This window comes from Nocardia noduli (assembly GCF_019038455.1).
Taxonomy (GTDB): domain Bacteria; phylum Actinomycetota; class Actinomycetes; order Mycobacteriales; family Mycobacteriaceae; genus Nocardia; species Nocardia noduli.
The window spans coordinates 1-20,646 of the sequence record NZ_JAFMPL010000126.1 but is presented as its reverse complement, the minus strand read 5'-3'; the positions used below and the strand labels follow the sequence as shown (position 1 = coordinate 20,646).

Annotated in this window: 21 protein-coding genes; 11 read left to right on the top strand and 10 right to left on the bottom strand. The window is 68.1% G+C overall.

The features are described 5' to 3' along the window. The 5 genes from JZ792_RS36530 to JZ792_RS36510 form a co-directional block, all read right to left on the bottom strand. A partial coding sequence (locus tag JZ792_RS36530; RefSeq protein ID WP_308165597.1) for an alpha/beta fold hydrolase occupies nt 1-652 on the bottom strand: 652 nt, incomplete at its 3' end. Nucleotides 653-832: 180 nt separating this feature from the next. Next, nucleotides 833-1,129 (bottom strand): hypothetical protein, encoded by a 297-nt coding sequence (locus JZ792_RS36525; RefSeq protein ID WP_405178789.1) that lies wholly within the window; start codon nt 1,127-1,129, stop codon nt 833-835. A gap of 101 nt (nt 1,130-1,230) precedes the next feature. Next, entirely contained in the window at nt 1,231-1,971 is a 741-nt protein-coding gene (locus JZ792_RS36520) for an amino acid ABC transporter ATP-binding protein (RefSeq protein WP_216917468.1), read from the bottom strand. 3 nt (nt 1,972-1,974) lie between these two features. Next, nucleotides 1,975-3,765, bottom strand: a complete 1,791-nt coding sequence (locus JZ792_RS36515) for an ABC transporter substrate-binding protein/permease (protein ID WP_216917467.1) — start codon at nt 3,763-3,765, stop codon at nt 1,975-1,977. 149 nt (nt 3,766-3,914) lie between these two features. Continuing rightward, nucleotides 3,915-4,709, bottom strand: a complete 795-nt coding sequence (locus tag JZ792_RS36510; protein ID WP_216917466.1) for an LLM class F420-dependent oxidoreductase — start codon at nt 4,707-4,709, stop codon at nt 3,915-3,917. Between the two features lie 265 nt (nt 4,710-4,974). On the opposite strand from JZ792_RS36510, the gene JZ792_RS36505 reads away from it, so the two are divergent. From JZ792_RS36505 to JZ792_RS36480, 6 genes are all read left to right on the top strand, one after another. Further along, a complete protein-coding gene (locus JZ792_RS36505; RefSeq protein WP_216917465.1) occupies nt 4,975-5,868 on the top strand; it encodes a universal stress protein in 894 nt (297 codons plus the stop codon). Nucleotides 5,869-5,914: 46 nt separating this feature from the next. Next, entirely contained in the window at nt 5,915-7,171 is a 1,257-nt protein-coding gene (locus JZ792_RS36500) for a serine hydrolase (RefSeq protein ID WP_308165596.1), read from the top strand. Nucleotides 7,172-7,485: 314 nt separating this feature from the next. Continuing rightward, nucleotides 7,486-8,310 carry a phosphonate ABC transporter ATP-binding protein gene (phnC, locus tag JZ792_RS36495; RefSeq protein WP_216917464.1) on the top strand — a complete coding sequence of 275 codons (825 nt, stop codon included), beginning with the start codon at nt 7,486-7,488 and terminating at the stop codon, nt 8,308-8,310. Beyond that, complete coding sequence (gene phnE, locus JZ792_RS36490) at nt 8,307-9,893, top strand: phosphonate ABC transporter, permease protein PhnE (RefSeq protein WP_216917463.1); 1,587 nt, start codon at nt 8,307-8,309, stop codon at nt 9,891-9,893. The genes phnC and phnE overlap by 4 nt, the downstream gene beginning before the upstream one ends. Next, on the top strand, nt 9,869-10,891 hold the full coding sequence (locus tag JZ792_RS36485) for a zinc-binding dehydrogenase (RefSeq protein WP_216917462.1): 1,023 nt from the start codon (nt 9,869-9,871) through the stop codon (nt 10,889-10,891). The genes phnE and JZ792_RS36485 overlap by 25 nt, the downstream gene beginning before the upstream one ends. A gap of 248 nt (nt 10,892-11,139) precedes the next feature. Then, complete coding sequence (locus tag JZ792_RS36480; RefSeq protein ID WP_216917461.1) at nt 11,140-11,538, top strand: hypothetical protein; 399 nt, start codon at nt 11,140-11,142, stop codon at nt 11,536-11,538. 87 nt (nt 11,539-11,625) lie between these two features. On the opposite strand, the gene JZ792_RS36475 is transcribed toward JZ792_RS36480, so the two are convergent. After that, nucleotides 11,626-12,591 (bottom strand): phosphate/phosphite/phosphonate ABC transporter substrate-binding protein, encoded by a 966-nt coding sequence (locus tag JZ792_RS36475; protein ID WP_216917460.1) that lies wholly within the window; start codon nt 12,589-12,591, stop codon nt 11,626-11,628. A gap of 44 nt (nt 12,592-12,635) precedes the next feature. Further along, nucleotides 12,636-13,328 carry a phosphonatase-like hydrolase gene (locus JZ792_RS36470; RefSeq protein ID WP_216917459.1) on the bottom strand — a complete coding sequence of 231 codons (693 nt, stop codon included), beginning with the start codon at nt 13,326-13,328 and terminating at the stop codon, nt 12,636-12,638. 108 nt (nt 13,329-13,436) lie between these two features. On the opposite strand from JZ792_RS36470, the gene JZ792_RS36465 reads away from it, so the two are divergent. The 3 genes from JZ792_RS36465 to JZ792_RS36455 all read left to right on the top strand — a co-directional run bounded on the left by JZ792_RS36465 (nt 13,437) and on the right by JZ792_RS36455 (nt 16,647). Beyond that, entirely contained in the window at nt 13,437-14,150 is a 714-nt protein-coding gene (locus tag JZ792_RS36465; RefSeq protein ID WP_216917458.1) for a GntR family transcriptional regulator, read from the top strand. Between the two features lie 127 nt (nt 14,151-14,277). After that, entirely contained in the window at nt 14,278-15,402 is a 1,125-nt protein-coding gene (locus JZ792_RS36460; protein WP_216917457.1) for a TIGR03364 family FAD-dependent oxidoreductase, read from the top strand. A 153-nt stretch (nt 15,403-15,555) separates the two neighbouring features. Next, a complete protein-coding gene (locus JZ792_RS36455) occupies nt 15,556-16,647 on the top strand; it encodes an ABC transporter ATP-binding protein (RefSeq protein ID WP_216917456.1) in 1,092 nt (363 codons plus the stop codon). Nucleotides 16,648-16,695: 48 nt separating this feature from the next. Here JZ792_RS36455 and JZ792_RS36450 read toward each other — a convergent pair whose 3' ends face one another. After that, the gene (locus JZ792_RS36450; protein ID WP_216917455.1) at nt 16,696-17,217 is read right to left on the bottom strand and encodes a winged helix-turn-helix transcriptional regulator; all 522 of its coding nucleotides are present in this window, start codon (nt 17,215-17,217) and stop codon (nt 16,696-16,698) included. Nucleotides 17,218-17,318: 101 nt separating this feature from the next. On the opposite strand from JZ792_RS36450, the gene JZ792_RS36445 reads away from it, so the two are divergent. Next, entirely contained in the window at nt 17,319-18,488 is a 1,170-nt protein-coding gene (locus JZ792_RS36445; protein ID WP_109523059.1) for a thiolase family protein, read from the top strand. 39 nt (nt 18,489-18,527) lie between these two features. On the opposite strand, the gene JZ792_RS36440 is transcribed toward JZ792_RS36445, so the two are convergent. After that, nucleotides 18,528-18,860, bottom strand: coding sequence for a hypothetical protein (locus JZ792_RS36440; RefSeq protein WP_216917454.1), 333 nt, complete (start codon nt 18,858-18,860; stop codon nt 18,528-18,530). 73 nt (nt 18,861-18,933) lie between these two features. On the opposite strand from JZ792_RS36440, the gene JZ792_RS36435 reads away from it, so the two are divergent. Then, nucleotides 18,934-19,902 (top strand): o-succinylbenzoate synthase, encoded by a 969-nt coding sequence (locus tag JZ792_RS36435; RefSeq protein ID WP_216917453.1) that lies wholly within the window; start codon nt 18,934-18,936, stop codon nt 19,900-19,902. Nucleotides 19,903-20,014: 112 nt separating this feature from the next. Here the strand turns inward: JZ792_RS36435 and JZ792_RS36430 are convergent, their stop codons facing one another. After that, nucleotides 20,015-20,527, bottom strand: a complete 513-nt coding sequence (locus JZ792_RS36430) for a TIGR04338 family metallohydrolase (RefSeq protein ID WP_216917452.1) — start codon at nt 20,525-20,527, stop codon at nt 20,015-20,017. Nucleotides 20,528-20,646: the final 119 nt, after the last annotated feature.

The following is a 20,646-nucleotide window of genomic DNA, read 5'->3' as shown; positions in this document are numbered from 1 at the left end:
GGACCTCGACGGGTGGGGTGGGGCCCGCGAGGTGCATCGCGCGATACCAATTCAGTGCCGCGGTGAGCGCCTCGGGCTGGGTCAGCCGGTGGACGTAGTCCTCGACACGCTCCTCGGGGACCTTCCAGTCGAAGATCTTGCGCAGTGCGGTGGCGCCGTCGGCGAGCAGAATCCGTTCGGCGACGCGCGGCCTGCGGAGCAGTTCGAAGTACTGGGAACGCTGGGCCTGGTCCTCGTCCTCGGTGAGTGCGCGCAGGAAAGCGGCCGGATGCGGCGTGGAGATCGCGGCGAGGGTGCGGACGCGCTGCGGAAACGCCGCCGCGGCGGACCAACCGATGTAGCCGCCTGAGTCGTGGCCGACGAGATCGAAACGCTGCCAACCGAGTTCGTCGGCGATCGCGATCACATCGCCGACGAATTCCTCCAGGCGATAGGCGTCGACCCGCTCCGGCCGGACCCCCGGTGAGTAGCCGCGCAGATCGGGGGCGACGACCTGGCAGCCGCCGTTACCGAGCGCGCCGAGCTGGAATTCCCATTCGATCGCCGCCTCCGGAAACCCGTGCAGCAGCATCACTTCCCTGCCGCCGGAAGCACCGCAGGCCAGCGCGTCGAAGGTACCTGCCTCGGTCGGAATCTTGATCGCCTCGATCACGGCGCCGACTCTAGTCCTGCCCACCGACGCGATCGGCCCGGCGGGAGTGACACCACCGGGTCGCGGGTAGCGGGACCGGGCCGCGTTCGTTCTTTTCGATGTCGCGACCGGGTAAGCGCGCTACCGGAGTCTTCCCTGTCCCCCGGTGTCGGTTTACCCGATCAGCGTCCGGGCTGCCCGTCAGTGCTCGTCGTAATGCCCGTTGTGCGGGGCGTGGCGATGTCCGTCGTGAACGTAGTCGACGTGATCACCGTGCGGCACCGCGACATGCCCGCAGCCCTCGCCGTGCACGTGGTCGTGGGTCGTGTGTTCGGTGTGACCCGCCGGCTCGCACTCGTCGAAATGTCCGTTGTGGGCGCGGTGCAGATGTCCGTCGTGAACGTAGTCGACGTGGTCACCGTGCGGTACCGCGACGTGCCCGCAGTCGGGCCCGTGGACGTGCGCGTGTTCGGTGTGCTCGACATGTGCTGTGGTCATCAGAATGCCTCCTCCATACCGACGGACAGGTGAATCTGTGAACGTGAACACATTATCAGGTGCGCATCATTGCAGGTAACCATCTGTATGCCGGATCGTGATCAGAGCACCTGGGACAGGAATCTGCGCAGTCGGTCGGTCTGCGCGTCCTCGAAGAGCGCGTCGGGCGTACCCGTCTCGACGACCTGTCCGGCGTCCATGAAGACGACGCTGTCGGAGACGCTGCGCGCGAAACCCATCTCGTGGGTCACCACGACCATGGACATACCGCCGGAGGCGAGCTCGGCCATGAGCGCGAGTACCCCCTTGACCAATTCCGGGTCGAGCGCCGAGGTGGCCTCGTCGAAGAACATGATCTGCGGGCGCATGGCCAGCGCACGCGCGATGGCCACCCGCTGCTGCTGACCACCGGACAGATTCGCGGGCCGCGCGTTCGCCTTCCCGGCCAGCCCGACGATCTCCAGCTGCTCGATCGCCGCGGCCCGCGCGGCCTCCTTGGACAATCCGCGTAATTTGCGCGGCCCGAGTGCCACGTTCTGCACGACGGTCATATGCGGGAAGAGATTGAACTGCTGGAAAACCATGCCGATGCGCTGACGCAGCCGGTCCGGATCTTCGGTGAGCACCGATTTCCCGTCCAGCAGCACATCGCCGCGATCGGGCTCGTACAGGCGGTTCAGCACCCGCAGCAATGTCGACTTGCCCGAACCCGACGGACCGATGACGGTGGCCGTGCGGCCCGCCTCGACGTGGATGTCGATACCGCGCAGCACGTGATTGTTGCCGAGGGTCAGATGCAGGTCGGTCCCGGTCAGGGCGGCGCCGGTGGTCGTCTCGCTCATCGGTCAGCGTCCTTCCGTGATGGTTGCCTGTTCGAGTTCATCGATGGGCCGGTCGGGCCTGCCGGTGCGCATACGCCGATCGATGTAGTTGACCAGGTGCGTCAGCGGAATGGTCAGTGCCAGATACACCAGACCGGCGGCGACCAGCGGCGACAGATTTCCGGTCTGCGCGTTGAGATCACGTCCGACCGCGAACAGTTCGCGCTGACTGGCGAGCAGACCGAGGAAGTAGATCAGCGAGGAATCCTTGATGAGCGCGATGAATTGATTCATCAACGCGGGCAGCACCCGTCGCACGCCCTGCGGAATCACCACCAGCACCATCGACTGGGTGTACCCGAATCCGATGGCACGGGCCGCTTCCAATTGCCCCGGCTCGACGGACTGGATGCCGGAACGGAATATCTCACCGATATAGGCGGAGGCCAGCAGCGCGAGGGCGACGGCGCCGAGCCAGTACGGATTGTTGCCGGTGAGATTCTTGACCACGGGCCCGACGCCGAGGCCGATCAACAGGATGATCACCACGGCGGGCAGGCCGCGGAAGATATCGGTGTACACCCGTGCGGGCCAGCGCAACCAGCGTGTTCTCGAAATACCGGCCACCGCGAGGAGCATGCCGATGACGGTGCCGAGAAATCCCGAAACCACCGCGAGAATCAGGGTATTGGGCAAGCCGGTCCGCAACAGATCCGGAAAGGCCTCGCGGTAGAGCGACCAGTCGAAGAAGGTCTCGCGCAACTGCTGGAATGTCGATTTCGGGGCGTTCGGCGCGGTGTCGTCGGATTGCTGTTCGGCGGCCACGGCCGCGAAATCCGGCAGTTGCGGCACCGGGGCGGCCTTGGAGCCGGGTTTCCAGCCCGGCGGTAGTTGGCGGGGCACCCAGTCGGTGTAGAGGCGCGCGTAGGTGCCGTCGGCGATCACCGCGTCGAGTCCGCTGTTGAGCGCGTCGATGAGCGGCTGATTACCTTTGCCGACCGCCCAGGCCGCGAAATTGTCCAGGCTGAAGGCATTCTGTACGACCGACGTGCCGTCGCCCGGTTTGATCGCACCCTCCGCCTGCGCCGACGGCGCGACCCAGGCGTCGACCTGACCTGATTTCAAATTCGCGTAGGCGGTGTTGTAATCCGGGAATTTCACCGGATCCAGCTTCAGGGTGTTGACGACGTAATCGTCCTGCACCGTGCCCTGCACCACCGCGATCCTGCTGCCGGAATTCAGGTCGGCGAATCCCTTGATCGGACTGCCCGCGGGGACGACGAGCGCGAAATAGCCGAAGTCGTAACCGTTGGTGAATCCGACCAGCTGACGGCGCGCGTCGGTGGTGGTGATGTTGGAGGAGCCGACGTCGAAACGCCTACCCGCCACCTGCGCCAGCAGTCCGGCGAACTCGGTGCCGGAGAACTCCACCCGCAGACCGATTTTCGCGGCCACCGCCTCGAGCAGTTGATTGTCGAAACCGGTGAACGCCCCCTGCGCGTTCACGCAGATACTCGGCGGAGCGTCCGACAGTGTGCCGACACTGAGCGTGCCCGGCGTGATGAGGCCGAGTTTGCCGATGTCGACGGACTGCGGCGGCACCGAGTTCGCGGTGGTGAACCGGTCCGGTCCCGCCGACGCCGAGGACGCCAGATTCGTGGGGGCGGCGGAGGCCGCGCTCATCCCCGGCGGCGAACACAGATCACGTCCCGTCGTCGAATCGTCACCGGAACCACAACCCGCAGCCAGGAACGCGACAGCGAGCAACAGCACGGCGATCAACGCACGAGACCGCACAGCGGGCAGACCAGCCATGTGAAAAACCCTAGCCTCAGGGTCCCGGTTACCCCGTGGCAATCCACCGTGGTCGCGCCCATTTCCTGCCGATCCACTTTCGCTCACGGTGAGCGGAAGTCACCCGGCATACGGTCGGCCTGGCAACCCCGAGCGGGCCCGGGTCGTTCTCAGGCGATCCCGGTGACCGGCTCCGGGTTCACCTCGTCGCGCCAACGAATAGCGCCGATCACTTCGCTCAGGTCGTAGGACGGTCCACTGACCCCGACGGTGAACGTCGTGACACCCGCGGCGACGAAGTCGGCCGCCCGCTCGGTCCCCGGCCACTGCACCGAACGCTCGATACGCGACTGATCGGTGCCGACGGCCTCGCAATGTTCGGCCAGCACCTTGTTCTTGTGCGCGAGGACATCCAGATCGGCGAAGGTGTGCCACATATGCGCGTACTGAGCGACCAGCCGCAGGGTCTTCTTCTCGCCGCCACCGCCGATGAGGATCGGAATCTCGCGCGTCGGTGCCGGATTCAGCTTCGCCAACCGGGCGGTGAGGCGTTCCAGACTCTCCTTCAGCAGGGCCAGGCGAGTGCCCGGCGTGCCGAAGTCGTAACCGTATTCGTCGTAGTCGCGTTCGAACCAGCCCGCGCCGAGGCCGAGGATCAGGCGGCCGCCGCTGATGTGGTCGACGGTGCGGGCCATGTCGGCGAGCAGATCGGGGTTGCGGTAGCCGCCGCCGGTGACCAGCGCGCCGATCTCCACCCGTTCGGTCTGTTCGGCGAACGCGCCGAGCATGGTCCAGCATTCGAAATGCGCACCGGCCGGATCGCCGGTCAGCGGGAAGAAATGGTCCCAGTTGAACACGATGTCGACACCGGCGTCCTCGCTGCGCAACACGGCGTCGCGGATGAGTCCGTAGGTGGGCGCGTGCTGTGGTTGCAGCTGAACTCCGATACGAACAGGACGGCTCATCGGGCGCTCCTCGTCACTCGGGTGGGTTCCCCGATCGAGGCTACCGCCGTGATCGTCTTCCGGCCCGGTGATCGTTCCCGATACGGATACGGTCGACCCGACCCACCATCGGCAATATCGTGGCAACATCACCTTCGGGCGTATTCGGAGTGCCACGACGGGGTCCGTGCGTAACGCTCGCGCGGTGGGCCGCGCCCGGACTCGCCGTATCGAAGCCCATCCGAACGGAGGCCGCGGTGACCGATCTCCCCCTCCGGGTCCGCTCGTGACCCGCTCCGATTCCGTCGACCCACATTCGCTGGCATCGGCGCCGGTCGTGGTCGGTGTCGACGGCACCGAGGCATCGGACGCTGCGGTGCGCTGGGCGGCGAAGGCAGCGGCGCGACGGCAACGTGAACTGGTGATCGTCCACGGCATGGATCTCGACACCGACGGGTTCGCCGTGCGATCCCGCGAACAGACGACCGCGATCGGCGAGTCGATCGTCACCGAGGCGACCCGACTCGCCGAACAGACCGATCCGACCGCCCCGGCAATCACCCCGCGACTCGAATCGGGTGATCCTGGTCAACTATTGGTCGACCGTTCGGAATCCGCGCACCTCGTCGTCCTCGGCAGCCCCACCGACAGCGTCGGGCTGGGCCGCCTCGGCTCGATCCTGCTGTCGGTCGTCAGCCGCGCACGCGGCGCGGTGGTCGTGGTCCGCGCCGGGGAACCCGAGGCATCACCGTCCGCGCCGGTGGTGGTCGGGATCGACGGCAGTCCGGTCAGCGATGCCGCGACCGGCGTGGCCTTCCGGGAAGCCGCCGTGGCCTCGGCTCCGCTGATCGCGGTGCACAGCTGGGCCGACCCGTACGCGGGCCGGTTCTCCCGCCTGCTCGCGGCGTCCGACGAACCCGTCGACGTGTCGGCGCCCGATCGGGCGTTGCTCGCCGAGCGGTTGGCGGGCTGGCGTGAGCGCTACCCGTCCGTCGACCTACAGCGCCGCGTCGAACGCGGGACGCCGCGCGATCAACTGCTGGCCTGGTCGCAGACGGCGCGACTGCTCGTGGTCGGCAGCCGGGGACGCGGGCGTTTCGCGCGGTTCATGCTCGGTTCGACCAGCGCGACGCTGGTCCAGCGGGCCAGGTGCCCCGTCATGGTCGTCCATCCCGGTTAGCGCGGCACTCAGCCGCCGATCAGGTCCGGTCGATAGGCTCGCCGAGGTGAAGCCAGCTCCCGACACCCTGGTGACCGTGACCACCGACCTGGACTCGGTGACGACCGTCGGCCACGAAGACGACCCGACCGACGCCGGACCGACCCGCGCCGATATCGAAGCGCTGTGGTCCTCGGTGCAGTCGTGGTACCGGCTCGGCACCACCCCCGCCATCCAGATCTGCCTGCGTCACCGTGGACAGATCGTGCTGAATCGCGCGATCGGGCACGGCTGGGGCAACGGCCCACGCGACGCCCCCGACGCGGACAAGGTGCTCGTGACCACGGAAACCCCGTTCTGCGGTTTCTCCACCGCCAAGGGCGTCGCGGCGACGGTGATGTCCATGCTCGTCGAACAGGGCGCGTTCCGTCTGGAAGATCCGGTGGCCGAATACATTCCGGAATTCGCGGCCAACGGCAAGTCGGCGATCACCATCGGTCACGTGCTCGCGCATTCGGCGGGCGTGCCGTTCGTCACCAAGCCCTACCGGGGTTTCCAGCTGATCGTCGACGAGGAATTGGCAGTACGCGGGCTCGCGGATCTGGTTCCCAGCTGGCCGCCGGGCCGTTTCCGCATCTACCACGCGCTGACCAGCGGACTGATCCAGCGACTACTGGTCCAACGAGCCACCGGCAAGCGGATGCGCGAACACCTCGGCGAGCGCGTGCTCACGCCGTTGGGCTTCCGCTGGAACAACTTCGGCGTCGATCCCGCCGATGTCGACCGCGTGGTGCCCAGCGTCAAGACCGGACCCGGCCCGTCGCGACTGTCCCGGTTCGTGGCGCGCAAAGCACTCGGCGGCGGTATGGGCGGACCCTCCCGATCCGACGCCGCGACCGCGTCCTTCCTCACCGCCGAACTTCCCTCGGGAAATCTCGTCACCACCGCCTACGAACTGTCCCGATTCTACGAAATACTCACGCGCGGAGGCGAACTCGACGGTGTCCGGATTCTCGAGCCGGACACCCTGCGCATGGCCGTCGCCCCGGCCCCGTGGCTGCCCGGCCTCGCGGGCCGGGTCAGCCGCGCCGGATTCGAATTGGGCGGCCGCAGATCGAAATTCGGCCGCGACACCGCGACCCACTTCGGCCGCAGCGGCCTGACCACCCAGTACGGCTGGGCCGACCCGGCACGCGGTCTCGCGGGCGCCGTCCTCACCAGCGGCAAGGCCACCACCGACACCACCCGCCCGTGGCATCTGGTGGCCGAGATCTCCGACATGTTTCCGCCGCTGGCCGCCTCCGAACGCCTGTTCACCGTGTAATCGGGCGGTACACGGACGTTCCCCGCTATCGGTGCGCGCTCGCCGCAGCCGCACTTCGACGCCTAGCGTTTCGCGCCGCTCCGCACGTCGCCCCGCTTGCGCAGCTGGTCTATACCAAGAGTTCACCGGGCGTTGGCCGACCGTACGTCGATTGGTCTATACCAATCATGACAGTGTCCTCGTACCGCCTCGCATCTCGTCCGGGCGCGGCGCCCCTGTCGGTTCGACCCCGGGACTCTGATGACCACTACAGCTCGCGCCGCGCTCGCCGCGTCCGCAATCACGCCGACCGTCGGACGCGAGGGCTGAGGCCGATGTCCACCCCTGTGCTTCCACCGCCGGTCGCGGGCGACGACGTCGTCATCGCGGCCCGTTCGGTCACCAAGACCTTCGGGTCGGTGACGGCGCTGCGGGATATCTCCTTCGACGTGCACCGCAGCGAATTGGTGGTGCTGCTCGGCCTGTCCGGATCGGGAAAGTCCACGCTGCTGCGCTGCCTCAACGGATTGCATCCGATCACCTCGGGAACCGTCGAGGTCGGCGGCACCCGCGTCGACACGGCCTCCTCCGCGCGTTTGCGCGCCCTGCGCCGCGACGTCGGATTCGTGTTCCAGCAGTTCAATCTCGTCGGACGGCTCAGCTGCCTGGAGAACGTGCTCATCGGCGGTCTCGGCCGCTTGCGCCTGCCCCGCTACGGCGCGCTGACCTATCCCACCCGGATGCGCCGCGACGCGCTGGCGCACCTCGATCGGGTCGGGCTCGCCGATCTCGCCGATCGACGCGCGGACAGTCTGTCCGGCGGCCAGCAGCAGCGGGTCGCCATCGCGCGAATGCTGATGCAGCGCCCGCGACTGGTACTCGCCGACGAACCGGTCGCCTCGCTCGACCCGGAGAACGCGGGCGTGGTGATGGATCTGCTGTTCCGGGTCTGTATCGAGGAACAGCTCACCGTCGTGTGCACGCTGCACCAGGTCGATCTGGCGCTGGGCTGGGCGCATCGGCTGATCGGGCTGCGCGGCGGGCAGAAGGTGCTCGACCGGGCCGCCGTCGGATTGTCACGCGAATCGGTGATGGAGATCTACCGGCGCGTCGACCCGGCCGAACAGGCCGATGCCGGACTGCGGACCGATCGACGATGAGCACGCTGCTCACCCGACGGCGCGACCGCGTCGACGGCCGAGGTTCGCCCCGGCCCTCGACGCTGCGCATCCTGTCGATCGCGGGTCTGGTCGCGGTCTTCGCCGCCGCCGACTATCTCGAATTCGCGCCCGCCACCCTCGTCGACGGGCTCGACGAGATCGCCGCGCTGCTGGAACGCATGCTGCCGCCGCGCCTTGACGATCCGGGTCGTATCAGCGTTTTGGCGATCGAGACATTGCTGATGGCGGTACTCGGCACGGTGCTCGCCACCATCGCGTCGGTGCCGCTGGCGTTCCTCGCCGCACGCAACACCACACCGCACCCCGTCGTGCACGCGGCGGCACGCGCGCTGATCACGTTCTGCCGCGCGATGCCCGATCTGCTGATCGCGGCGCTGCTCGTCCGCGGTCTCGGCATCGGAGTGCTGCCCGGCGTGCTGGCGTTGGCCCTGCACTCCATCGGAATGCTCGGCAAACTCTTCGCCGACGCGATCGAACAGACCGATCCGGGACCACGCGAAGCGGTGCGCACCACCGGTGTCGGATACGTCAGGGAGATGATCAACGCGGTGGTGCCGCAGGTCGTTCCGGCATGGATCGGCGTCTTCGTGTATCGCGTCGACATCAATCTGCGCACCTCGGTGGTCCTCGGTTTCGTCGGCGCGGGCGGTATCGGATTCGCGTTGCAGGACGCGCTGCGTGGACTCACCTATCCGCGCGCGCTCGGCATCGTCGGGGTGATCCTGCTGATCATCGCCGCGATGGAACTACTGGCGATCCTGGTCCGCGGACTGCTGCTCGCCCCGACGACACCGCATCCGGGCCGCGAGCGGGTCGCGCGCGTCACCCTCGGCACCGTCGTCGCGACGGCCACGATCGCGGCGCTGGTCGTGCTCGAGATCGACCCGTGGTCGCTGATCACCTGGGTCGGACCCGCCGCCGAGGTGTGCGGCCGAATGCTGCCACCGGATTTCGGCGCGCTGGGCGGTGAACTCGTCGACGCGGTGGTGCAGACCATCGCCATCGGACTGGTCGCCACCGCGATCGGCGTGGTGCTCTCGCTACCCGTCGGAATTCTCGCGGCGAACAACATCGCGCCGCATCCGACGGTGTTCTGGGCGGCCCGCGCCTGGATCCTGGTCGTACGCGCGGTTCCCGAACTCATCCTCGCGGTGATCTTCGTCGCGGCACTCGGCCTCGGGCCGGTCGCAGGCACCTGCGCACTGGCCATCGGGTCGGTCGGATTCCTCGGCAAACTCGTCGCCGACGCCGTCGAGGAGATCGACCCGGGCCCCCTCGAGGCCGTTCGCGCGGTGGGCGGCGGTTGGTGGAAGACGTTGTTCGCCGCGGTGATTCCGCAGGCGATGCCGTCGATCGTCGGATCGGGCCTGTATCTGCTCGACGTCAATATCCGCACCTCGACCGTGCTCGGCATCGTCGGCGCGGGCGGCATCGGATTCCTGCTCTTCGAATCGATTCGCACACTGAATTTCGAGGTCGCCGGAGCGATCGTGCTCGTGGTGTTCGTCCTCGTCTACCTCGTCGAAAGGGTGTCCGGATGGATACGCTCGCTCCTGGTCTGACCCACGCCGCGGTGTGGTCGGCCGACGGTGTCACCGTGCGCGAAGTACCACTGCCCCGGCCTGATCGGGGACAGACGCTGGTGCGGGTCGACCTCGCCACCGTCTGCGGCAGCGACCTGCACACGGTGCTGGGCAATCGCCCCGCCGCGTGTCCTTCGGTGCTCGGTCACGAAGCCGTCGGCCACATCGTCGCCGCCGGCGCGGACGCACCGCTCGCCGTCGGCACGCGTGTCGTCTGGTCGGTCACGGCGGCCTGCGGACAGTGCGCGCGCTGTCTGGCCGGATTCACCGCCAAATGCGCACGGGTGCGCAAGGTCGGGCACGAATCCTTCGACAGCGACTGGCCGCTTTCGGGCGGTTACGCCCGGCACATCCTGCTGCCCGCGGGCGTCACCCTGGTCGAAGTACCCGACCGGATTCCCGACGCGGTCGCCGCCCCCGCCGCCTGCGCCACCGCCACCGTCATGGCCGCACTGGAGGCGGCGGGGCCGCTGACCGGGCAGCGCGTGCTCGTACTCGGCGCGGGCATGCTCGGGCTCACCGCGACCGCCGCCTGCGCCGAACGCGGGGCGGTCGTGTCCGTAGCCGATCCGGACCCGGTCCGCCGGACCCTCGCCACCGCTTTCGGCGGCACGCCCGATTCCCCCGGTGTCGGCGATCTCGTCGACGTGGCCTTCGACTTCTCCGGCGCCACAACCGCTCTCACCAGCGCGCTGTCACGGCTCGACCTCGGCGGCACCCTGGTCCTCGCGGGCTCGGTCTCCCCCGGACCCACCATCGCCGTGAATCCCGAAGCGGTCGTGCGCGGTTGGCTCACCCTGACCGGCGTGCACAACTACGAACCTCGTCACCTGCGCGAGGCCGTCGAATTCCTCAGCGGGACCGTCACCCGGTACCCCTGGGAATCCGTCGTCGCCGCACCGGTCGCCCTCGACGCGGCACACGAGGTCCTGGCCCCGACAGCACCGGGCGTGCTGCGCGCTTCCATCGCGCCGTGAACGCCTGCCGCTCGGCCTCTCATGGTGTAAGCGGTCGGCGCACGAACAGTCACTCGTCGTAGGTACCGCCCCGGGAACCGGCCACGCCTGTGCCATGAGTTCGCGCGAGGCGGCGATTCCCCGCGCCCGAGTTCGTGGGCCAAGGCTTCCACGAAACGTGTTCTGCCGCCGACTGATCCGGTGCGGATCCCGGCAGCTCACCGCGATTCGGTCTCGCAACGACCTCACCGCGCACCGATAATGGCGGAATGGGTCGAAGTCGCCGACAGCAGCCCACCGCGGACGGGCGGCCGGGCTTCGCACGCGGCTGGGGAATGTTCTGGATCGGGTGGTCGATCCTGCTGGTCATCGGCGCCGCGGGCACCTTTGTCCTGCTACTTCCGTCGGGTATGGCGAGCGACGGCTGCCATCAGGGCTCGACCGGCTACCTCTGCAACGGTGGCGATTCCCTGTTCGCGTTACTGCCCGCGATCGGTTTCGCGGCGGCACTGGGCTGCTCGCTGCTCAGTGCCGGACTGCTCGCGATCGTGCGCCCCTTCGGCCGCCGACTCGTCCCGAGTTGGGGGCTCGTCGTCGGCATGGCGGCGTGGTTGCTGGTGCCCATCGCCGTGTGGGAGCTGGCGAAGATCGGATACCACGGTCCCTGACGTCCGGAACGCGCGAACAACGACCACGAGCGTGGTGACGGTTCGCCGCAGCGCACCGTCACCACGCTCGTGTGGCGTTCGGGTGATTCAGCCCTTGCACTTCTTCGAGCCGGTGACCTCGCAGACATGGCGGACGCCGTTGTAGTCGGAATCCTGCGCGGGGACCACGCCCCAGGCCCGCTCGTCGGTGATCCGGCATTCGTCCGAGCAGATGCCGTCGGCCTGGAAAGCCTTGGCGTTCATACCTTCGGTGAATACTGTCCGCAGTGTGTCGATGGCGGCGGTGCCGAGTTTGTTGTTCGCGACGAAGACCGAGCCGGCGATGGTTTCGGATTTCCACACCGTCTTGAGTTCGCCCGGCTTCAGGTCGCCCTTGTCGACCATGGTCTTGTCGACCATGGTGTCGAAGGCGAAACCCGCGTCGCAGGAACCGCTCTTGACCGCGAGTGCCGACGCGTCGTGGCCGCCCGCGTAGATGGGGGTCATGGCTGCGGAGATATCGGCTTCGCCGCCCGAGGCGATGACGCCCTTCTCGATGAGTCCGGCTGTGGGGTAGAGGAATCCGGAGGTCGAGCCCGGATCGACGAAGCAGACCTTCTTGCCCTTGTAGTCGGCGAGTCCGTTGACGGCGGCGTTGTCGGCGCGCGCGATGCCGTAGGACTGATAGCCGGGCGGGGTGCCCTCGTTCTTGACGACCGCGCCGAGCGGGGTCATCTTCGCGCCGTTGATACCCGCCACGACGTAGGCGAACGGGCCGAAGAAGGCCAGGTCGACATTGCCCGCGATGAGTCCTTCGACCACGCCCGCGTAGTCGGAGGCCTGCACGAATTCGACCTTCGCGCCGGTCTCGCGCTCCAGTCGCTCGATGACGGGGCCGTAACTCGACTTCAGGTCGGTCGAGTTCTCGGCCGGAATGGCGGCGAGGGTGAGGGTTTCGGGGAAGCCCTGCGCGGTGGTCGCGCCGGTGTCCGACCCGGAACATCCGGCGGCGACGAGGGCCGTGGCACAGAGGAGGGCGGCGGCCGCGCCGACCCGCCGATTGACATTGATCATTGTTTCGCTGTCCGTTCGATCGAGTAGTGGAGTGGATTCGCGGTTCAGGGGAGAAGCAGGGCGGGCAGATCGGCGACGCTGTCGATGACGTGGGTCGCGCCCGCCTCGCGCAGCGCGGGCGCGCGGTGGGCGCCGGTGAGCACGCCCGCGCGCAGCGAAGCGCCCGCACGCAGGCCCGAGAGCATGTCGCTTGCCGTGTCACCGACGACGGCGACGGCGGCGACATCGCTGACCTCGCTACGCAACGCGGCGGCGAGCACGAGATCAGGATGCGGGCGACCGCGTCCCGCCGCACCGGGCGCGAGCCAGGCGTCGGCGAGGCCATGCCACCCGAGCGATTCGATGACGCGCTGCTGGGTCGCCGGCGAGAAGCCGGTCGTCAGTACGACTTTGATCCCGGCGTCGCGCAGTCGCGTGACGGCGTCGACCGCGCCGGGCACGGGTGCGACCCCGCCGTCGATGAGCGCGTCGTAGGCCGCCTCGAATGCGCGATTCGCCTGCTGCGCGCGGTCTTCGGACTCGAAAAGGGCGCGGAAGACCTCGATCTTCGACTGCCCCATCGTGTCGAGGACGTACCGCCGGGCTTCGTCGCGGTCCTTCCCCGTCTCGGCCAGGCCGACGGTGGTCGCCGCCGTGTCGAAGGCGGCGATGACGAGTCCGTCGTCGGTGACGGTCGTCCCGGCCATATCCATGACGACGAGTTCGACGGCGGTGTGCGAGGCGGTGCTGTTCGGCATGACCCGAACGATGCCGTTTGGTATAGACCAATAAGGATTACGCCGGTGAACAGGCAGTGAACGCTGGACGAGCGTTTGGTCTATACCACTGGATGGTATCTTTTGGTCATGGTCGCCGACGCGGAACCACGGGTGCTCAAGCACCAGATCGTGCGCAAGAACCTCGATGCCCTGCTCGACGAGATGTCGCCCGGCGATCCGTTCCCTTCCGAGCGGGATCTGGCCGGAAAATACGATGTCGCCCGCGAGACCCTGCGCCAAGCGATCCGGGAACTACTCGTCGCGGGACGGATCGAGCGGCGCGGCCGGGCCACCGTGGTGGCGGAACCCAAAGTCGTGCTGCCGCTGGCGATCGGCTCCTACACCGAGGCCGCCCGCGAGAAGGGCATGACCGCCACCCGCATCCTGGTCGGTTGGACACTCGACCCGGCCGACGACGAACTCGCGACCCTGCTGCACATCGAAACCGGCTCGCCGATAGTGCAATTGGAACGTGTGTTCACCACCGACGGCGTGCGCGTCGGTCTCGAACGGACACGTATACCCGGCTACCGGGTGCCGGGGCTGGTCGAGACCTTCGATCACCGGGCCTCGCTGTACACCGAATTGGACAGGCGGGGCATACGATTCGGCCGGGTGATCGACAGTATCGAGACGGTGCTGCCCGACGCGCGGGAGGCGTCGTTGCTCGCCGTCGACGCGCGCACTCCGATGTTCTTGCTCAATCGCGTGTCCTACGACGCCGACGGCGTGCCGATCGAGCAGCGCCGCTCGCTCTACCGGGGGGATCGGATGACCTTCACAGCGGTCATGGAAGCGTGACACCACGACTCGACCGGGTTTCCCGTCGACCACCGCGCCGCATCGAGCGAATCCCGGGTGAACATGTCCGAACAACTCGGTCGCCGACCTTGACCGCGACGGGGTGCCCCACCCACCGTCATGAGCCATGATCACCACTGCGCAATACGATCTCGTGATCGTCGGGGCGGGCATCGTCGGTCTCGCACACGCCGCGGCGGCCCTCGAGCGGGGCGCCTCGGTCGCCGTCGTCGACCGTGACGACCACGCGATCGGCGCGTCGGTCCGCAACTTCGGTCATATCTGCGCCACCGCGCAGACCGGGCAGGCGCTGACCTTCGCGCTCGCGGCACGAGAGCGCTGGCTGACGCTCGGACGCCGAGCCGGATTCACGGCGCGTGAATGCGGCACCGTCGTTCTCGCCCGTGGCGACGACGAACGCGCCCTGCTCGAGGAGTTCCGCGACGAACGCGGCGGTGACCAGGTGACACTGCTCGATGACGACGCGATCGCCGCCCTCCCGGTGGCCGCCGGGACCGTCACCGGCGCGGCGCTGCTACCCCTCGATCTGCGCGTCGACCCTCGCGAAGCCGTGCCCGCGCTGGCCGCCTGGCTCGCGGACAACGGCGTGCGGTTCCATCGAGGCACCCACGTCGGCCGGATCGAATCGACCGCGGACGAGGTGGTCGTGCGCACCTCGCGCGGCGACCTGCGTGGACGCCGCGCCGTGCACGCCGTCGGACACGATGTCGACCGGCTGTTCCCCGACCTGGCCGAGGAATGGTCGGTCCACCGATGCAGACTCCAGATGCTCGAAATCGACGCCGGTGACCTGCGCCTGGAGTCCGCGCTGCTCACCGGTACGTCGATGCTGCGCTACGGCGGACTGTCGGCCATGCCGTCGGCCGCGCGCGTGCGCGAACGCATCGCGCGCGAATCTCCGGAACTGCTCGACGTCGTCATGAATCTCATGTCGACCCAGCGCCCCGACGGCGCACTGGTTCTCGGCGACACCCACCACTACGCCCGGACGCACCCGCCGTTCGACGACGAATACGATGCCGAACTCCTGCTGCGCGAGGGCGCGCGATTGTTCGGACGCCCGCTGCGGGTGCTGCGGCGCTGGCGCGGGATCTACGCCACGTCACCGCGCACCGAATTCCTCGTCGCCGAGCCCGCGCCCGGCCTGCGGGTGGTCTCGGTGACCTCCGGCATCGGCATGACCACCGCCTTCGGACTCGCGAACACCGTGGTCGACGATCTGCTCCGATGAAGTCCGACCGGGCGCGAGGGCCCCGCGTGCGCCGAGTCCGTCCGATCCGCGAAGTGCGGCGTCGGATCGGGCGCGCATCCGTTACCATTCGCGATCAACCCTGTACTCGGATCGTCCGGCACGTTCCTGCCGGTGATGGGATGTGTATTCGTCATGGCAACGGTGACCTTCGACAAGGCGACCCGGCTCTACCCCGGTGCGACCACACCGGCCGTCGACCAGTTGGATCTGGTGATCAACGACGGTGAATTCCTCGTACTCGTCGGGCCTTCGGGATGCGGCAAGTCGACCTCGCTGCGGATGCTCGCGGGATTGGAGGAGGTCAACGGCGGACGCATTCTGATCGGCGCGAACGATGTGACCGGCGCCGAACCCAAGGATCGCGATATCGCGATGGTGTTCCAGAACTACGCGCTCTACCCGCATATGACGGTCGCGGAGAATATGGGTTTCGCGCTCAAACTCGCCAAGGTCGCCAAGGCGGAGAAGCAGCAGCGGGTGCTGGAGGCGGCGAAACTGCTGGATCTGGAGCCGTATCTGGATCGCAAACCCAAGGCGTTGTCCGGCGGACAGCGTCAGCGGGTGGCGATGGGCCGGGCGATCGTGCGCTCGCCGCAGGTGTTCCTCATGGACGAGCCGCTGTCGAATCTGGACGCCAAACTGCGCGTGCAGACCCGCACCCAGATCGCGCAGTTGCAGCGTCGCCTCGGGACGACCACCGTCTACGTCACCCACGACCAGGTCGAGGCGATGACCATGGGTGATCGCGTCGCGGTGCTCAAGGACGGGCTGTTGCAGCAGTGCGCGAGCCCCCGTGACCTCTACCGCGATCCGGCCAACGCCTTCGTCGCCGGATTCATGGGTTCGCCCGCCATGAACATGTTCACCCTCGCCGTCGAGGACGGCACGGTGACACTGGGCGGATACGCGCTGCCGGTGCCCCGCTCGGTGGCCGATATCTGCGAGGGCTCGGTGGTCGCCGGTATCAGGCCGGAACATTTCGAATTCGGCGGCGCGAACGCCGAGGGTATCGAGATGGAGGTCGACGTGGTCGAGGAACTCGGCTCCGACGCCTACGTCTACGGCCGGACCGTCACTTCCGGGCAGCTCAACGGCGCGGGGGAAACCATCGTGGCGCGGGCGGATTGGCGTAACCCGCCGACGAAGGGCGCGCGGATCCACCTGGCGACGACTCCCGAGCACATCTATTTCTTCTCCGCCACCGACGGCAGCCGCCTGAACTGAGGCGGATCGCCGGGGGAGGCCGCGTGCCGCCTCCCCCGGCTCCGTAGCTCACGCCTGGTCGCGAGCGCTCCGCAGCGCACGCACGTAATCCTCGTTGAGGCGCACCCCCAACTTCTCCAACTCGACTTCCTTACCCGTCGAGCTGCGCACCTCCACCCGCACCGGCGCGCCGGTCGCCTCCTCCACCAGCAGCAGCGGAGCCGGACCCGGTTGCAGGTAGGCGTCGCCCCATTGCATCAGCGCGAGCAGCGCGGGTAGCAGGTCGCGGCCCATGTGGGTGAGCACGTATTCGTGCCTGGTGCGCTTGCCCTCTTCCCGATACGGCCGTTTGACGAACAGTCCGGCGTCGGTGAGTTTGCGCAGTTGCGCGGCCGCCGCGGCATCGGTGATCCCGACGCGGGACGCGAAGCCCTCGAAGCGGCGCGTGCCGTAATAGGCCTCGCGCAGGATCAGGATCGCGGAGCGGGTGCCGATCAGATCCATCGCCTTGGCGATGGAGCACCCATCGGGTTTCCACGAACTCAAATCGGCCAACGGCCCTTCCATCACGGCTGCCATGACGCACATCATAGCGAAATCTGACTTGAGTCGAGTATATCCAGGTGTTAACTTAACTATAGGACAGTAGAGTCAGGTAAAGCGGCCGGACTCCCGCTCCGAAAGGAAGCACCATGAGAGACGCGGTAATCGTCGAGGCGGTACGCACCCCGATCGGACGGGGCAAGCCGAACGGCGCGCTGCACGATGTGCACGCCGTCGACCTGCTCGCGCACAGCCTGCGCGAAGTGGTCGACCGCAGCGGCATCGATCCCGCACTCATCGACGACGTGATCGGCGGCATCGTCACCCAGGTCGGCGAACAGGGCGCCAATATGACCAGGCGCGCGGCACTGGCCGCGGGCTATCCCGAGTCGGTGCCCGCCACCACGGTCGACCGGCAGTGCGGAAGTTCCCAGCAGGCCATCCACTTCGCGGCGCAGGGCGTCATCTCCGGCGCCTACGACATCGTGGTCGCGGCGGGCGTGGAGTCGATGGGCCGGATTCCCATGGGCGCGAGCATGATCGGCGGCGGCGACTTCTCCGGCGTCGGTTTCGCCGAGCGGTACCCGGAAGGGCTGGTGTCACAGGGCATCAGCGCCGAATTGATCGCGGCCCGTTGGGGTCTGACCCGCACGCAACTCGACGAATTCGCCCTCGGCAGCCACGAGAAGGCCGCGCTCGCGACGAAGAACGGTTCCTTCGCCCGCGAACTCGCGCCGATCGCGGGCCTGGAGACCGACGAGGGCATCCGGGTCGGCAGCACCCTGGAAACGCTCGGCAAGTTGCGCCCCGCCTACTACGACGAGGCCATGGCCGCCCGCTTCCCCGAAATCGGCTGGGCGATCACCGCGGCCAGCGCGAGCCAGGTGAGCGACGGCAGCGCCGCCCTGCTGATCATGACGAGCGAACGCGCCCGTGAACTCGGCCTGAAGCCGCTGGCCCGACTGCACAGCTTCGCGGTCGCGGGCGACGACCCGCTGCTGATGCTGACCGCCGTCATCCCGGCGACCAGGAAGGTGTTGCAGCGCGCCGGACTCCAGATCTCCGATATCGACCTGGTCGAGATCAACGAGGCGTTCTCCCCCGTCGTACTGTCCTGGGCGCAGGACACCGGGGCCGACCTCTCGCGGGTCAATGTGAACGGCGGCGCGATCGCCATCGGCCACCCGCTCGGCGCGTCCGGTGCCCGGCTGATGACGACCCTGGTCCACGCCATGCAGGAACGCGGCGCGCGCTACGGCCTGCAAACCATGTGTGAGGCAGGCGGTCTCGCCAACGCCACCATCATCGAGCGTTTGTGAGAACCCGGTGGCACCCGTCCCCCGTGGCGGGTGCCACCGTCATACCGAGACCACGACCATCGCGACCAGCAATCCGGCCAGCCAGGATTCGACCAGTAGCGGCACCGCGACGATCGGTGCCCACCCGATCGGCCTGCGCGCCCTGATCCTGGCCACCACCCGCTCGACGGCCACCACCGCCGAGAACACGATGCCCGCCCACGCGACGACATAGGCCAGCGGTAGATAGCGCGCGCCGCCGCCGGTCTCGCGCTCGACCACCTCGTACACCGAGACGGCGACCAGCACGAGTCCACCGACGACGAACACGAGTACCGAAGCCGCTGCCACCCTGGCGATATCGCTCAGTCCACCCCGACGATCCGACCGCATTACCCAAGGATGACAAGCCGGGGCGCTCCGGCACCACCGATCCGGATATTCCGGCCGACGTAGGCTGACCACGATGAGCGATACCGAACCCGTCGTGTACGCGATACCGATGCGCACCCGATTCCGTGGCATCACCGTCCGGGAGGGGATGCTGATCCCCGGCCCGCTCGGCTGGGGCGAGTTCTGCCCCTTCCCCGAATACGACGACCGCGAGGCGACGGGCTGGCTGGCGACGGCGCTCGAGCAGTCGGGAACCGGCTGGCCGGAACCGGTCCGGGAGCGGATCGCGATCAACTGCACGGTGCCCGCCGTCGACGCGGCGCGGGCCCACACGATCGTCACGAATTCCGGCTGCCGCACCGCCAAAGTGAAGATCGCCGACCATCCGGACTCCCTGTCGGAGGATCTGGCCAGGGTGGAAGCGGTCCGCGACGCGCTCGGCCCCGGTGGCGCGGTGCGTGTCGACGCCAACGCGGTCTGGGATGTCGCGACGGCGATCGCGCACATCACCCGGATCGACCGGGCGGCGGGCGGTCTGGAATATGTCGAACAGCCGTGCCGGACCATCGAGGAATTGGCCGAGGTGCGCCGCAAGGTCGACGTGCGTATCGCCGCCGACGAATCGATCCGCCGCGCGGAGGACCCGTTGCGAGTCGCGGTGGCGGGTGCGGCCGATATCGCGGTGCTCAAATGCACTCCGCTCGGCGGGGTGCGGCGTGCGCTGCGGGTCGCCGAGGCGGCGGGTCTGCCCTGCGTGGTCTCCTCGGCGTTGGAGACCAGCGTCGGACTCGGGGCCCAATTGGCGCTGGCCGGCGCGCTGCCCGAACTCGACTACGCGTGCGGGCTCGGCACGATCTCGCTGTTCGAGGGGGATGTCGTCACCGAATCGCTGCGACCGGTCGACGGATTCCTGACCGTGCCGAGGACACCCGCCAGGCCCGATCCCGAACTGCTGCTGCGGTTCCGGCACCCCGATCCGGAACGGGTCGCGTGGTGGCGCGACAGACTCGAGCGGGTCAGCGCGCTGCTCGGTACCACCTGATCCGATCCGCGACACCGTTTCACCTCGGTCGGGATCGGTCGCCGTCACCACGATTCGAACAAGCGGGTGTATCGCGTCGCGGTCGAACGGTCGGCCCTGACGGTCGAGACGGTCAGCCGAAACGGACTCCGCAGCCGAGCAGCGCGGTCCGCAGCACGAGCGCGGCTTCCGGACCGATCACACCGTCGACCAACTCCACGTAGCGCGTACAGAATTCGGGACCGTGCGAAGCGAGGGCAGCGGCGGCGGGCTCCAGGTGATGCGCGAGTTCGTGCAACACGACCAGTTCACGCAACGCCCACGCGGTCCCGCCGGTGTGCAGGGGCACCGCCAGGACCGCGCCGGCAGCCTCGTAATGGGCGGCGGCCGCTCCGGCACGCGACCGCACCCGAATGGGAAACGAGGCTCTATCCCATTGCGCCCGTACCCAATTGAGCGCGAGCACCTTGTCAGCATAGACCTGAACCGATTCCACCGACGCGAAACGGCGCTCGATCGGAAGCGTGATCCCGGAGCCGTGGATCTCCACGGTGCGACTGCCCGACTCGTCGGCACGGTCGAACATTCCGCGCACCAACCGCTCGGCGTCGTAGACCTTGGCGCGCTGGGTGTCTCGGACGCTCACCGGCCGCGTCCGGCGGGCCGACGCGAACCGGGAATCGGTGCGATCACCCCTGGCCCTCGGTCAATTGCCCACGGGCGGCATCCAATTCGGGAGAGGTCCCGAGCCGCGCGGCCCGTCCC